The sequence below is a fragment of the Nitrosomonas sp. genome, assembly GCF_019635155.1.
In the GTDB taxonomy this organism is placed as follows: Bacteria; Pseudomonadota; Gammaproteobacteria; order Burkholderiales; family Nitrosomonadaceae; genus Nitrosomonas.
Window position 1 is genome coordinate 15806 of the sequence record NZ_JAHBZY010000007.1, and the last position, 15769, is coordinate 31574.

The 15769-nt window shown below is 45.8% G+C and carries 13 protein-coding genes; 6 read left to right on the forward strand and 7 right to left on the reverse strand.

Going from position 1 to position 15769, the window contains the following annotated elements; genetic code table 11:
- Nucleotides 1-21: 21 nt before the first annotated feature.
- Nucleotides 22-2763: a DNA polymerase I gene (gene polA / locus KF839_RS06280; protein WP_292916987.1), complete on the reverse strand. Its 2742-nt coding sequence runs from the start codon at nucleotides 2761-2763 to the stop codon at nucleotides 22-24.
- Nucleotides 2764-2778: 15 nt separating this feature from the next.
- Here polA and KF839_RS06285 point away from each other — a divergent pair, with 15 nt between their 5' ends.
- From KF839_RS06285 to KF839_RS06300, 4 genes are all read left to right on the forward strand, one after another.
- On the forward strand, nucleotides 2779-3498 hold the full coding sequence (locus tag KF839_RS06285; RefSeq protein WP_292916988.1) for an LOG family protein: 720 nt from the start codon (nucleotides 2779-2781) through the stop codon (nucleotides 3496-3498).
- Between the two features lie 58 nt (nucleotides 3499-3556).
- Nucleotides 3557-3961 (forward strand): DUF2782 domain-containing protein, encoded by a 405-nt coding sequence (locus tag KF839_RS06290; RefSeq protein WP_292916989.1) that lies wholly within the window; start codon nucleotides 3557-3559, stop codon nucleotides 3959-3961.
- 79 nt (nucleotides 3962-4040) lie between these two features.
- The gene (locus tag KF839_RS06295; protein WP_292916990.1) at nucleotides 4041-4994 is read left to right on the forward strand and encodes a homoserine kinase; all 954 of its coding nucleotides are present in this window, start codon (nucleotides 4041-4043) and stop codon (nucleotides 4992-4994) included.
- Nucleotides 4995-5040: 46 nt separating this feature from the next.
- Entirely contained in the window at nucleotides 5041-6021 is a 981-nt protein-coding gene (locus KF839_RS06300) for a BPSS1780 family membrane protein (protein WP_292916991.1), read from the forward strand.
- A gap of 23 nt (nucleotides 6022-6044) precedes the next feature.
- On the opposite strand, the gene KF839_RS06305 is transcribed toward KF839_RS06300, so the two are convergent.
- The 6 genes from KF839_RS06305 to KF839_RS06330 form a co-directional block, all read right to left on the reverse strand.
- Nucleotides 6045-7244: an acetyl-CoA C-acyltransferase gene (locus tag KF839_RS06305; protein ID WP_292916992.1), complete on the reverse strand. Its 1200-nt coding sequence runs from the start codon at nucleotides 7242-7244 to the stop codon at nucleotides 6045-6047.
- A 22-nt stretch (nucleotides 7245-7266) separates the two neighbouring features.
- Nucleotides 7267-9798 carry a 3-hydroxyacyl-CoA dehydrogenase/enoyl-CoA hydratase family protein gene (locus KF839_RS06310; protein WP_292916993.1) on the reverse strand — a complete coding sequence of 844 codons (2532 nt, stop codon included), beginning with the start codon at nucleotides 9796-9798 and terminating at the stop codon, nucleotides 7267-7269.
- Nucleotides 9799-9972: 174 nt separating this feature from the next.
- Nucleotides 9973-10326, reverse strand: coding sequence for a Spx/MgsR family RNA polymerase-binding regulatory protein (locus tag KF839_RS06315; protein ID WP_292916994.1), 354 nt, complete (start codon nucleotides 10324-10326; stop codon nucleotides 9973-9975).
- Nucleotides 10327-10355: 29 nt separating this feature from the next.
- Nucleotides 10356-10694, reverse strand: coding sequence for a cupin domain-containing protein (locus KF839_RS06320; RefSeq protein ID WP_292916995.1), 339 nt, complete (start codon nucleotides 10692-10694; stop codon nucleotides 10356-10358).
- A gap of 33 nt (nucleotides 10695-10727) precedes the next feature.
- A complete protein-coding gene (locus KF839_RS06325; RefSeq protein WP_292916996.1) occupies nucleotides 10728-12932 on the reverse strand; it encodes a UvrD-helicase domain-containing protein in 2205 nt (734 codons plus the stop codon).
- A 146-nt stretch (nucleotides 12933-13078) separates the two neighbouring features.
- The gene (locus KF839_RS06330) at nucleotides 13079-13948 is read right to left on the reverse strand and encodes a phosphoribulokinase (protein ID WP_292916997.1); all 870 of its coding nucleotides are present in this window, start codon (nucleotides 13946-13948) and stop codon (nucleotides 13079-13081) included.
- 502 nt (nucleotides 13949-14450) lie between these two features.
- Between KF839_RS06330 and KF839_RS06335 the strand changes: the two genes are divergently transcribed.
- Nucleotides 14451-14990 carry a hypothetical protein gene (locus KF839_RS06335; protein ID WP_292916998.1) on the forward strand — a complete coding sequence of 180 codons (540 nt, stop codon included), beginning with the start codon at nucleotides 14451-14453 and terminating at the stop codon, nucleotides 14988-14990.
- A 220-nt stretch (nucleotides 14991-15210) separates the two neighbouring features.
- Complete coding sequence (locus KF839_RS06340; RefSeq protein ID WP_292916999.1) at nucleotides 15211-15735, forward strand: hypothetical protein; 525 nt, start codon at nucleotides 15211-15213, stop codon at nucleotides 15733-15735.
- Nucleotides 15736-15769 lie beyond the last annotated feature (34 nt).

Consider the following 15769-nt stretch of genomic DNA (forward strand, 5'->3'; position numbering starts at 1 on the left):
AGGCGTATCGCGGCATGATAACTAATGCGCCTGTTCCCAATTATCTCCAACTCCCACTTCAATGCGCAATGGTACGCTCAGCGTTAATACGTTGCCCATTAGCTCAGGTAGCCTTCCGGTTATTAACTCAACTTCATCGTCGGGGACTTCTAAGACCAATTCATCATGAACTTGCATGATAAGCTTGCTGCGTAATTTATTTTGAAGCAGCCAATTACGTACTGAGATCATTGCAAGCTTAATAATATCAGCCGCGGTTCCTTGCATGGGCGCATTAATCGCAGCCCGCTCCGCACCTTGCCTGCGATTGCCATTGGCGTGATTAATCTCAGGTAACCATAGCCTGCGCCCTAGCACTGTTTCGACGTAGCCTAATTTTCTCGCTTTTTCCCGAGTTTGCTGCATGTATCGTTCTACTGCAGGATATCGAGCGAAGTAGCGCTCCATATAAGCCCGGGCCACACTGCGTTCAACACCGAGTTGTGACGCCAATCCGAATTCCGACATACCGTAAATGAGTCCGAAGTTAATGACTTTTGCATACCGGCGCTGTTCTTGATCGACTTGATCCGGCATTATCCCCAACACTTCAGCCGCAGTTGCTTTGTGTATGTCTTCACCGGCTGCAAAAGCTTTCAATAAACCTTCGTCTTGAGAAATATGCGCCATTATGCGCAATTCTATTTGCGAATAATCAGCAGATATGATTCGATGATTTGGGGGGGCTATAAATGCTTCACGAATTCTGCGGCCTTCCACTGTTCGCACCGGGATATTCTGCAAATTCGGATCCGAACTTGCCAGGCGGCCCGTTACAGCGACCGCTTGCGCATAGTTGGTATGTACCCGACCGGTAGCAGGGTTCTTCATTAATGGCAGCTTATCGGTATAGGTGGATTTTAATTTTGCTAAACTGCGGTAATTGAGTAGCAATTTAGGTAATGGATAATCGAGCGCCAGTTGTTGCAACACATCTTCATCGGTTGAAGGTACGCCGGTCGGCGTTTTTTTGATAACCGGCAATTTAAGCTGATTAAACAAAATGTCTTGGATTTGCTTAGGGGAATTAAGATTGAAAGGTTGCTCAGCGATCGCATGTGCTTGCACTTCCAATGCATGAAGTTTCTCACCTAACTCGTGGCTTTGTTTTTGCAGTAATCGATAATCAAGTAATACGCCGTTACGTTCAATTTCAAACAACACACTGAGAATGGGCATCTCAATGTTGTGGTAAATGTCGCTTAAGCGATCATTCAGTTGGATATTCGGATATAACGCCTGGTGCAGGCGTAGCGTAATATCCGCATCTTCACCAGCATATTGTGTCGCATTATCAACGGCAACTTGATCGAAACCGATACGATTGACGCCTTTCCCAGTAACATCGTCATAACTGGTTGTTTTAATATCTAAGTGTCGCATCGCCAAGCTATCCATATTGTGCGGTTGATGCGATTCCAGCACATACGACTGCAATAAGGTGTCGTGCGCAATTCCATTCAATTGAATGCCATGATTTGCAAAGATATGCTTATCGTACTTGATATTCTGCCCTAATTTAGCCTGGGAGACGTCTTCCAGCCAAGGTTTCAGCTTCTGCAACGCCCAATCAAGCGGTAATTGCGTCGGCATACCGGTGTAGTTATGCATCAGAGGCAGATATCCCGTATGGTGCGTTTCTGTTGAAAACGATATGCCTACAAGCTTTGCTTGCATAGGATCGAGACCGGTTGTTTCGGTATCCAGCGCAACCAGCGAAGCAGCTTCCAATCGTTTAAGCCACGTATCCAACTCCGTTTCCGACAAAATAGTCTGATAGTTCCCTGAATTAACTGACGTGGAATCACTGCTGACGCAATCAATACCCGCAGGGGAATGATGACTGGAATCTTCCGGATTTGCCTGATGAGAACCGATCTGCTGCTTCAATTCCCGCAACGAAGCTTTCATATCCAGTTTTTCATAAAGGCGGATTAGCGCTTCAGTATCTTGGGGTTGCAACGCAAGATCGGTGATTTTAACCGGTAGTTTCACGTCGCATTTGATCGTAATCAGCTGGCGTGCTGTATCGAACCAATCCAATGTGTTACGTAAATTGTCGCCGATTACGCCTTTGATTTCATCAGCATGCGTAATCAAATTCGTCAACGATCCATATTGCGTAAGCCACTTAACCGCTGTTTTGGGTCCAACTTTTTGCACACCGGGAACACTATCGGACGCATCGCCCACTAGCATCAGATAATCCAGGATACGCTCAGGAGGTACTCCAAATTTTGCAAGCACATTGGCTTCATCCAATACCTCGTTCGTCATCGTATTGACTAATGTAATCTGCGGATTAACCAATTGCGCAATATCTTTATCTCCGGTTGAAATGATGCAGCGCATATTGGCTGCAGCCGCTTGCTTGGCCAATGTACCGATGACATCATCAGCTTCAACGCCATCAACGATCAACATCGGCCATCCCATTGCGCGTATACACGCATGCAATGATTCGATCTGAACCGCCAAATCATGTGGCATGGCTGGTCGATGTGCTTTATAGTCCGGATAAAGTTCATCTCGGAATGTTTTGCCTTTTGCATCAAAAACACACGCGCTATAATCCGCGTGGTAGTCTTTGTGTAAACGTCTCAACATATTGAGCACACCATGAATGGCACCGGTCGGTTCATTATGGCGATTACGCAAATCCGGCAATGCATGAAATGCGCGATACAAATACGATGAACCGTCAACCAACAATAATGTTTTCATTCTTATCATTTTCCTATGAGTCTACGAGATAAACTGAGCACTCAAATGTCAGTCGAGAAACCCTGGTCAGCCAAAGAATCATGGCGATTGTTTGGGATTATGGCAGAATTCGTCGAAGGAACGGAACGTCTCGACACAATTCAACCTGCTGTCAGTATTTTTGGCAGCGCCCGGACTCATCCCGACAATCCGCACTATCAATTAGCCGAGCAAATTGCGAAACAACTTTCAGACGCCGGGTTCGCGGTGATTTCCGGCGGCGGCCCCGGAATCATGGAAGCCGCTAATAAAGGCGCTTATTATGGAAAATCCCCCAGCATCGGCCTCAATATTCAATTACCGCACGAACAAAACCGCAATGCCTATCAAGATATCAGTCAAACTTTCCGGCACTTTTTTGCGCGTAAATATATGTTTGTCAAATTTGCAACCGCCTATGTGGTTCTCCCGGGAGGATTCGGTACCTTGGATGAGTTGATGGAAGCTTTGACGCTTGTTCAAACAGGAAAAACTCGGAAAATGCCAATTATTCTGGTTTATACGGAATTCTGGCGCGGATTATTGGATTGGTTTAAGAATGCATTGATTACAGAGGGGTTCATCTCCGCGGACGATATGAATTTAATTCAGGTCATCGATGAGCCGGATCAAGTGGTCAAGGCAATCTTTCAATATTATGAAACCAGCGGATTCGAACCCACAGCCGCAGAAAAAGAAATTCAGCTCAATTTATAACTTATATGAACAATTTTAGGTAAAATATCCGGTATATCTGGACTTAACGGCGACTGACATGCACTTGCATCAATTTATTTTAATATTACTGCTAATGGGCATTACCATGCCTAGCATGGTGCAGTCCGAACAGCCTAAGCAAGCGAAAAAACCATCACACCCGGAAAACCTGATTCCTTTACCCGAACCTCCCGAGTTACCAGAGGAGTTGGAGGATCCACCGCCAGATCTGCCGGATATTCCAATGGATCCCGAATTGGAAACGCAAGTTACCATCATTAAACGTGGAGAAAATATTATTGAAGAGCATCGTGTCAATGGAGAATTGTTGATGATTAAAGTCATACCTCGCATTGGACCTCCGTACTATTTGAAAAAAAATACCGCGCGTGATTACCACAACCATCCTGGCGAGGCAGGTATTGATGTCAGTCCACCCATGTGGCAGATATTAAAATTCTAGTTAAAAAATATTTTTCAACTATTTGTAATTAAATAATCTTTTGTTTTTTTATAGCCCCGCTCTTTTATTCAACTAATCCATGTCTGTTTTTACTCCTGTTACGGATAGCCAGCTTGCGGTTTGGCTAAAAGATTACGCACTTGGTCAACTTATTCTTTTGCAAGGCATATCTTCCGGTATCGAAAACACTAACTATTTTGTAACGACGACAGAAGGCAAATATGTATTAACATTATTTGAGAAATTAACCTGTGCGGAATTACCTTATTATCTAAATCTGATGGCGTTCTTGGCGCAACGCGGCATTCCTTGTCCTGCTCCGATTCCACGGATGGATCAACAACTGTTAAGCATTTTGAATGGTAAGCCCGCCACTTTGGTGACTTGTTTGTCCGGGCAATCGGTATTATCACCAACTCCCGAACACTGTGCTGCGGTTGGTGGCGTGTTGGCGAAAATGCATATATCCGGTAGATTTTATGACGGTCACATGCAAAATCCCCGGGGACTCAGTTGGTGGCAGGCCAAAGCACTTGAAATCGCTCCATTTTTATCCGAAGCGGAAAAATTATTACTAAAAAGCGAATTAGAATTCCAAGCGACATTGCACACTAAAAACCTGCCGAGTGGCGTTATTCACGCGGATCTATTCCGCGATAATATTTTATTTGTCGAACAACGCATCGGAGGCGTCATTGATTTCTATTTCGCATGCAATGATGTTTTACTATACGATTTAGCGATTACCGTTAACGATTGGTGCATGACGGAAAATAAAGTTTTAGATAAAACAAGAACACTATCGCTCATAAAAGCCTATGATGCTTTTCGTCCGCTTACAGATCATGAATTTGATCTTTGGCCTGCAATGTTGCGTGCCGGTGCTTTACGTTTTTGGATTTCACGATTATATGATTTTCATTTACCGCGCCCCGGCGAATTAACGCACGCAAAGGATCCAGCGCACTTCCGGGAAATCCTGAAGAATTATGCCGCGGCTCCTGAAAAACTAAAGCAATTTTGGAAGACCTGAGCAGATTGCTCAAGAACTTGCCGTCGAAATTTATTGGAGACATATAATGGAAATTCACCAAGTTAATGCGAAACAAGGACTGCAATGGATATTAAGCGGCTTCTATCTTTTCGCAAAAGCACCGCTCGCTTGGGTGTTTGTCTGCTTTACATTGATGCTTATTGCTGTGACCATTGCATTGATCCCTCTGCTGGGGCAATTCATCTTTACATTAGTTTCACCGATTTTTCTTGCTGGAATCATGCTGGGTTGTAAAGATATGGAACAAGGTAAACCGCTTGAAATCGCGCATCTATTCGCGGCGTTTAAGAGTAATGTTGCGCCATTAATTACTATCGGGGGTATCTATCTCATTGGGCAAGTATTGATTATCGGTTTGGTCATGCTAATCGGCGGGTCACAAATGACCGACATGATGCTCTATGGCAAAAGAGTTGATGAAACTGAATTGATGGGTGTTATGAGCAGCTTTCTGACATCGATATTGCTTGCGTTAACGCTCTCCATTCCGCTGATGATGGCTTCCTGGTTTTCTCCGTTATTGGTTGTTTTTCATAATGTTGAACCGATTCCGGCAATGCAAAAAAGTTTTTTTGCATGTTTGAAAAATATCATTCCATTTCAAATTTATGGTGTCATTCTTATTATCTTGACTATTATCAGCGTCATGCCGTATGGCGTCGGATTGGTCGTATTGATTCCCACGATTTTTGCGTCGATTTATGTGAGTTATAAAGATATTTTTCTAGGAGAACCTATTCGCTTTAAAAATGCGGATACCCAGCCGGATTTCCAGAAAGCCAATTGGAGTCACGTAGCGAAAGAATCGGATGCTCGTGAGAGTAACAAAAAAACCGAAGCCGAAACTTCTTCCGAGAATCCGCTAAAAGAACTGGATGAACTGGTGGAATGCGCTCAATGCCATCTGCGTATCCCGCGTCATGAAGCAATTGCCGACAAAGATCATTATTTTTGCAACGAGAAACACCGGCAGCAGCACCAAGCTGCTCAGCAAACGGAAGAATAATTACCGTCTACCGTACAGCAGGTTTATAAAGCCTCAAAAATACCTGCTGCACCCATGCCGCTACCAATGCACATGGTAACCATGCCATATTTTTTGTGATGACGCCTGAGACCATGTAGTAAGGTTGCAACGCGAATAGAACCGGTAGCTCCGAGTGGATGCCCCAGTGCAATAGCGCCGCCAAGCGGATTAACTTTATTGCGATCCAGATTCAAATCACGGATGACGGCAAGGCTTTGTGCGGCAAATGCTTCATTCAATTCAATCCAATCCAGATCATCCTGCTTGATGCCGGTTTGTTTTAATACTTTTGGAATGGCTCTAATGGGGCCGATCCCCATAATTTCCGGCGGCACACCGGCTACCGAAAACCCTACAAAGCGGCCAAGCGGGGTCAGATTGAAACGTTTCAACGCGGCTTCACTCATCAACACTACCGCTCCCGCACCATCCGACATTTGTGAACTATTGCCAGCGGTTACTGAGCCTTTGGCGGCAAAAACCGGACGCAATTTTGCCAATGCTTCCAAACTAGTATCCGCACGCGGTCCTTCGTCGGTATCTTTGACGGCAATTTCTTCCCGTATGGTATGCGTCATCAAATCGGGGCGTTTTTCATCGACCGCATACGGAGCGATTTCATCTCTGAATTCACCGGTTGTGATTGCCTTGATCGCTCGTTGATGGCTGGTTAGCGCAAATTCGTCCTGATCTTCGCGCGATACATTCCATTGTTCAGCCACTTTCTCAGCTGTCATTCCCATGCCATAAGCAATAGCCACATTTTCTTCGTGTTGAAACATCATGGGGTTCATCGCCACTTTATTACCCATCATCGGTACCATGCTCATACTTTCAGTACCGCCGGCAATCATGACATCGGCTTCGCCCAGGCGAATGCGATCAGCAGCCAATGCCACGGATTGCAAGCCGGAAGCGCAAAAACGATTGACTGTCATACCGGCCACGCTATTGGGCAAACCCGCCAGCAACAGCGCCACGCGCGCGACATTAATACCCTGCTCCGCTTCCGGCATGGCACAGCCAACAATCACATCATCAATTGCGGCAGGATCCAATCCTTCACATTGTTTCATCACGGTCTGCAATACGTGGACCAACATATCGTCAGGCCGTACATTTTTAAACATGCCACGCGGCGCTTTACCAACCGGTGTGCGTGTAGTAGCAACAATGTAAGCTTCTTGAGTTTGTTTTGTCATAAGATCTCCGTGAATCGTGATATCAGTTTCTCAACGGCTTGCCGGTTTTAAGTGTGTATTCGATTCGTGCTTGTGTTTTCTCGGTTGCCAATAACTCCATGAAAGCAGCACGCTCCAGATCCAGGAGCCAATCTTCATCAACCAAACTGCCAGGTGTCAGATCGCCACCGCACATCACGTAAGCTACTTTATTGGCGATCAAATTGTCATGCTCGGAAATAAATCCACCTTCGCGCATGTTAACCAATTGGCTCTGGATGGTTGCAATGCCGGTATTGCCCGCGACCGGGATTTCGCGCATCGGTAATGGAGGCCGATAACCCGCCTCCGCTATCGCCAACGCCTGAGCCTTCGCCACATACAACAATTCAAAGCGATGCATGATGATGGTGTCGGCAAAACGTAAGTATCCGAGCTCTTTGGCTTGCTCCGCGCTTCTCGCCAATTCAGCCATAGCAACCGTTTGGAAGTAATATTTCAAATGCGGAAATGGATCGCCGTCTCTGGCGACTTGCGCGGATCTCATGGCCAATTCTTTGCAGCCGCCGCCTGCCGGTAATAATCCAACCCCTGTTTCCACCAATCCGATATAACTTTCCATGGTTGCGACGGCGCGATCACAATGCATAACAAACTCACAGCCGCCACCAAGCGCCAATCCATCCACGGCAGCAACCGTCGGTATCGTTGAATAACGCAACATTTGCGAAGTTTGTTGAAATTGCTTGATCATTTCCTCGACTTCTGCCAATTTTTTCGCCATCAATACATCCGCCATATCCAGCTCGCGTGCAACTTGAAGAACCGCAGCCTGGGTCGTTCTTCTCAATTTCTTCAGTAACATCTGAAAAGCTGTGGGCGGTTGAGGCGGAGCCGGTGGCGCATTGCCTGATTGCGTTTCGGGTTTGGGTTTTTCTGCAGCTTTTTGTAAATTCGCACCGGCGGAGAAAGGCGGCTCTGTTTGCCAAATCACCAAAGCCCGCCAGTTTTGTTCGGCTTCTTTAATCGCTTGTTGAATACCTTCCAACACATCGATACCGATCGTATGCATTTTGCTTTTAAAACTGAGCACGGCGATCCTGTCGCCGCTGTGCCATAACCTCACCGCATCAGTTTCAAATATGGTTTCACCATACGTTGTATCCTCGCCAATCAGCCGATCGGGAAAAAGCTGACGCCGATAAACCGGCAATTGTGACCGTGCATGGAGTTTACCGGCAGCGGGTGCAAACGATCCTTGCTTGGAATGAACACCTTGTAGCCCGTCGCTATTAGCAATCGCCATAACCCATTGCGGCAACGGCACTTGCGCCATACTTTTTCCTGCATCGATGTCTTCCTGAATCCATAAAGCGATTTGCTTCCATCCGGCAGCTTGCCAAATTTCGAAAGGCCCCTGGTTCCAGCCGAATCCCCAGCGCATTGCCAAATCCAGGTCGCGCGCATTATCAGCGATTGATTCAAGCTGTATCGCACAATAATGAAACAAATCGCGAAATATCGACCACAAAAATTGTGCCTGCGGTTGTTGATTATTACGCAGTGCGGCAAATTTTTCGGGCGGGTTGCTATATTTCAACAAACGCTTAAGATCGTCGTCGACATCCGCACCAGACAAACGATATTCTTTAGTGGCCCGATCCAAAACATGAATCTCGTTTTTAATTTTTTGATACACACCGCGTTTGACTTTTTCCCCAAGCGCTCCTATTTCGATTAATCCTTGCAACCAATCCGGAACCTCAAAATACCGGTGCCACGGATCTTCCGGTAACGCGTCGCGCATTGTGTGGATGACGTGCGCCAAAGTATCCAATCCCACGACGTCAACAGTACGAAACGTTGCGCTTTTGGGGCGGCCGATCAATACGCCAGTCAGGGCATCGACCAAGTCGAAGCCAAAATCGAATGAGCGGCTGTGATGCATCGTAGCCAGCAATGAAAATACGCCAATACGGTTCGCGATAAAATTGGGAGTGTCTTTCGCCCGAATCACTCCTTTCCCTAGATAGGTCACAAGAAATTCTTCTAAGTGATCCAGCATGACTGCATCGCTGACATGGCAAGGTATTAATTCAACCAAATGCATATAGCGAGGGGGGTTGAAAAAATGAATACCGCAAAAGCGATGACGCAAGTTTTCCGGAAATGCTTCAGCGAGCTGATTGATTGACAGCCCTGAAGTATTGCTAGCGAATACGGTATGTTCGCCAAGAAAGGGGGCGATTTTGACATACAAATCGCGTTTCCAATCCATGCGTTCCGCGATCGCTTCTATAACCAGATCGCATTCCTTAAGCAATTCGAGATGCTGATCGTAGTTGGCCGGCTGAATGCAGGATGCTTTATTTTTAACCGATAGCGGCGCAGGTTCTTGTTTTTTGAGTTTCTCCACCGCTTTAATCACGTTACTATTGAGATTATCCGCGTCACCCGGCAACTCGAACAATAATGTTTCGATATTCGCATTCACCAAATGCGCCGCAATTTGTGCGCCCATTACACCGGCTCCAAGTACCGCTGCTTTACGCACTAAGAAACGCTGATCACTCAATTTCACCTCCTGCCGAATCCGGTTGGTTATTGATTAGCCTTATTAAAATTGGCTTTGAATAGAAGAGTACAAGCATGAGCGCTAAAGCGCAAGCTTGATTAATAATCGCAGCGAAAGCGGTAGCAATGAGATACCCGGCAACCGGTTAGAAAGCGACAACGCCAGCCGATAACTTCACAACCATACTGCGGCAAAATGCTCATCATCAAACCCCACAGTTGCGCGGCGTCCATCCGTAATAAGCGGTCTCTTGATCAAACGGCCATTGCTGGCCAGCAAATTTAATTTTTGATGATCGGACAATGTCGGCAATCGTTCTTTAATGCTTAATTCGCGATATTGTAAACCGCTGGTATTAAAGAATTTATTGAGAGGAATATTCGCATGCAAAACAATCTCGGCAAGCTCGGCGGCGTTCGGCGGATTCCCGGTAATATCGATGAATTGATAGGTGATGCCGGCTTGTTGCAAAAACCGCTCCGCTTTCCGGCAACTATCACATTTTTTATAACCATAAAATTTCAGCATCAATAGCTTCTTAAAAAATTTTATTCAAATTATTCACCGCCTTTCGGACCCCAAAATACGACCCAGGTGACAAAATCCGGAGTGAAATTCTCAAAGCGATGCTCTGCATGGGCCGCTACAAAAAACACCATTCCAGGTTCAAACGAATGGCGTTCACCGGCCACTACGATTTCGCCGCAACCAGAGTGAATGAAATACAATTCATCTTGATCATGCGGTGTCTGGATATCTACATCCTTAGGCGCATACACCTCGACCGACATGGTGCCATGCGCAAACGCCAACGTGAAGGGTTCACCGGAAGGCCATTCCGGGCTGGCTTTCCCGGGTATACGTTTCATTAAATCCATTAATACCGCTTTAAGCATGATTCACCTCATTTGTTGGATTAACCGGTTGAATTATAATGCCGTCAATTTTGCAAGCGACGTCAGCAACCACTTTGTGCCTGCTTGTGTAAATTTAACTTGCACGCGGGTATCGCTGCCACTACCTTCGTAATCGATAATCACACCGGCTCCAAACTTGTCATGCAATACACTCTGCCCGATTTTCCAAGGAATACCGGTCAAATTTTTTTGATGATGGTTTGTAAATCCGGGAAAGGATGACAGGCTTGAAGAATTGCCAGTTTTCTTTAACGAAACGCCAAAATTATTATGTGGTAGGGATTTCAACCATTTCAAAGAATCTTGCGGTATTTCATCCAAAAATCGGGAAGCGATGTTGTATCGTGTTTGACCATGAAGCAAACGGCTTTGGGCAAAACTTAAATACAAGCGGCGACGTGCACGAGTCATGGCAACATACATCAGGCGTCTTTCTTCCGCGAGACCGTTTGTCTCATTGAGACTATTTTCGTGAGGGAATAACCCTTCTTCCAGTCCGCTCAGAAAAACACTATGAAACTCCAATCCCTTGGCGGCATGAATCGTCATCAGCTGCAAGGCGTCCTGTCCGCTACCCGCTTGATGCTCGCCCGCCTCCAATGATGCATGCGCCAGAAATTCCATGAGGCTGTCATTTTCCGCTTCATGCACGAAACTGGTCGCGGCATTAATAAGTTCGTGCAAGTTTTCCAATCGTTCAGCACCTTCCCGCTCTTTAGCGTAATACGAAGATAATTCGCTGTGAGTCAGCATGTGCTCAATAATCTGAGGTAACGGCAAGGCGGCGCAATTTTGGCGCATTCGCAAAATCATCCGCGCAAAACCAGCAATGCCTTTCACTGCTTCTGAAGGTTTCTGCAGAATCTCCGTTTCGCCACCGCTTTTTCTGAGAGCCGCTTGCCATAGGCTGATGCTTTGTGCTTTTGCGTCATCCAGCAATTGCTCCAAACTTCTGGCACCAATGCCGCGTGCCGGAAAATTAATCACTCGCAATAATGCGCTATCGTCATCCGGATTGGCAATTAGGCGTAAGTAAGCCAGTGCGTGTTTGATTTCCTGACGATCGAAAAATCGCATTCCACCGTACACCCGGTAAGATATTCCAGCGTTAAACAAACTATGCTCCAATACCCTGGATTGGGCATTGGAGCGATACAGCAAAGCGATTTCAGATAATGTAATGCCTTCCGTTTGCAATGCTTTGACTTCATCTACGATAAAAGCGGCTTCATCAAAATCATTCGGTGCGTTGTATACCCGCAGCGGTTCGCCTCTTCCTTCCGAAGTCCACAGATTCTTGCCGAGACGTTCGCTATTGTGTTCAATCAAGGCATTGGCCGCGTCCAATATATAACCGTGCGAGCGGTAATTCTGCTCGAGCTTGATCACCGTGGAAATACCGAAATCACGCTCAAAATCTTTCATATTACCGCTATAGGCGCCACGAAAGGCATAGATACTTTGATCGTCATCGCCTACTGCAAAAACCGCAGCCGCATGATCGGTTTCCGCTCCGGCGAGCAGTTTCAGCCACTTGTATTGCAATTGGTTGGTATCTTGAAACTCATCGATCAGAATATGGCGGAATCGTGCGCGATAGTGCTGGCGCAGCGGCTCATTGCGAGTAAGCAATTCGTAACTGCGTAATAACAACTCCGCAAAATCAACCGCGCCTTCTCTCTGACATTGCTGCTCGTACATTTGATAAAACTCTAACATACGGCGAGAAAAAGTATCTTCGACGATTACATACGCAGCACGCAACCCGGCTTCCTTGGCATTATTGATAAACCATTGCACTTGGCGTGGCGGGAACTTCTTGTCATCGGCTTGCAAATCTTTCAGGATTCTTTTGATCAACGTCAATTGATCGGCAGAATCGAGAATTTGGAATGCTTGCGGCAATCCGGCGTCTTGAAAGTGTGCCCGCAACATGCGATGACAGAGCCCATGAAATGTTCCAATCCACATTCCGCGCGGGTTAATTGGCAACATCGCAGTAATTCGAGTCAGCATTTCCTTAGCGGCTTTATTGGTAAAAGTCACCGCCAGAATACTATGAGGGTTGGCTTGGCCGGATTGAATCAAATACGCAATTCGCGTCGTTAACACGCGTGTTTTGCCACTGCCTGCGCCCGCCAACACCAAGACGGACTGATATGGCAGCGTAATCGCTTCCAGCTGCTGTGGATTAAGATCCGTAAGTAAGGAAGTCATGCAGCTTGTATATTTCGATTAATTTCAGGTTCGATCTGAAAAAACTAATAATCTGGATTTCGCCGCATTGATTAATTCAGAATCCGATAAATTGAAAATTTCAATTTATCGTAATTCATGAATTAACCGGAATTTCGTCAAGACGACTATGCTCTGCTTTTTGCGACAATATCCAGAATCAGCGGCGTCAGTATCAATTCGATTGCCATGCCCATTTTTCCACCGGGCACAACGATCGTATTGGGACGTGACATAAACGAATCGTGGATCATCCTTAGCAGGAAAGGAAAGTCGGCCATTTCAGGATATCTGAAACGAATGACCACCAAGCTTTCATCCAATGTCGGAATTTCTCTGGCTATAAATGGATTGGACGTATCGACGGTTGGTACCCGCTGAAAATTAATATGCGTGCGGGAAAATTGCGGCGTGATGTAATGCACATAATCATGCATGCGGCGCAAAATGGTATGCGTCACCGCTTCTGCGGAATATCCACGTGCACTGGTATCACGATAGATTTTTTGAATCCATTCCAAGTTGACGATAGGTACCACGCCGACTAGCAAATCCACATATTTCGCAACATCCGCGGTATCACTTTTAGCACCGCCATGCAAACCTTCGTAAAACAATAAATCGGAACCCGTTGGAATGGACGACCAAGGTGTGAATGTTCCTGGTTTTTGTTGCCAAGGTTCGGCTTCTTCTTCGTTATGAAGATACAAACGCTTTTGACCCGTTCCTTTTTCACCGTATTCTTTAAACAACGCTTCTAATTTTTCAAATTCGTTGGCCTCCGGCCCAAAGTGGCTGATCGGACGTCCGTTATTTTTTTCTGATTCCGCCACGGCTTGCTTCATCGCCTCACGATCGTACCGATGAAAACTATCGCCTTCGATAACAACTGCATTGAGCTTTTGGCGGCGAAAAATATGTTCAAAACTGGTCTTTACCGTTGAGGTGCCTGCACCTGAAGATCCGGTAACGGCGATAACCGGGTGTTTTTGCGACATTCTAATTTTCTCCTAAAAATATAATAATAAAATCACCGGACCATATTAGCCTTCGATGGAAATTTTGCATAACGATGATACGGCTTCTATTGGTCAGACCTACTTCGTGCACCATCGAAATCAGGGCATCAAGCCATCAGAATTGAATGTGTAAACAATGGAACTTACAAAAAATAATACCGGTCAGATACCTTGCCTAAAATTTCGTGTGTATTGTATACCAAGACTCCGTGCAGGCATAAATTACCTGTAGAATCCGTTGGGATACCGGGCAATTCATATAAACAGCGATTCAAATGAAAAATGCATAATGGCTTAACCTGCAGGCTCACAGCCTCTTATAGATAGCTACGCGAAACTATCAATGCACAATCTGAAATTAACTGCTGGTATCATTGTAAGAGCTCAGAAGGTTACTATCCCGTTGTTCAGAAATATGCTGGAAAGTGGTTACAAGTCGTTCTCCGGCCCAACGCACAATAATTTTGAGAGAAAATTCCAAATGAAAGCAATCAAACCGTTATTCACGCTTTGTATCGCATATTTATTGGCTGCATGTGTGCAATTGCCAACAGGGCCCAGTGTAATGACATTGCCGGGAACCGGAAAAAGTTTTGAGCAATTCCGGTATGATGATTACGAATGTCGCAGATATGCGTACGAACAAGTAGGCGGTGTTTCGCCGCGCCATGCAGCGCAATCAAGCGGTATTGAGAGCGCAGCCATCGGTGCCGGTCTTGGAGCAGCCGCTGGTGCTGCAATTGCTGGCGGCGGTGGAGCCGCTATTGGTGCTGGCACGGGATTGGTAGCAGGCGGATTGGTTGGTTCCGGCACTGCCAGCACATCCGCTTATGTCAACCAGCAGCGTTATGATATTGGCTATATCCAGTGCATGTACGCCAAGGGCCATCGCGTTCCGGTAGCCGGTCGAATTACTGAAGATCCACCTGCGAATCGCACGAAAAACCTCACACCGCCGTCTTCTAATTACACCCCGCCACCGCCACCACCTGGTAATCCGCCACCACCGCCACCACGATAGAATCGTCGCCGGTATAAGCGCTCATTTACTTGAAGGAATCTTTGATCGTTTATTCCGTAAATGACTCTCGGAATATTGAACAAACAGTAACCCCTTTTGATAATGCGTTAAAATACTCAGAAAATTATCGATGCTGAATCAGATATAATCTGCAATTTAAAAAATGCTGGTAATGCGTTTATTGAATTCCATTTTAAAATAATAATGTAGGAGTAACATTGTGCATCCGATCGTACCTATTATCATGGCGCTTGGTGCCATTTTGTTTTTTGCGGGAATAATTGTCCAAGCGCGGCTTGGTGCAAAGCGTATCAAAACAATAAATTTACGGGGTAAAGAATATAAGCTTTGGCAATTTGTATTAATGACAATTGGCTCAGGAGTAGCTTTGATTATTGTCTCGGTTTCAATACCCAAATATATGCCGTATCAGCCAGAGTCGGCAATCCCGTCAATTCAACCGGTTATTTCTGAAAATCTGAAGTATGAATTGGATTCCATCTTATCCGGTTTGGAAATCAATAATGGCCCTATGCTGAATGCGATCAGTCGCTTCCAAACGGAATTCCAAGAAGCGCTTAAACAAGGTGACAAAAATATCGAGGACTTGCTCGTGCTTGAAATAGCTTACCGAATTAGAACTGACTTGCAGAACCAGGGTTACCCGGAAAACCAGATCGAACGTGAGGTTGAAAAAATTATTGGGATTTTGAAACAGTCCGCCCAACAAGGGAATAAAAAATGATTGGAATTACTAGCACCACACACTATCCGATCTC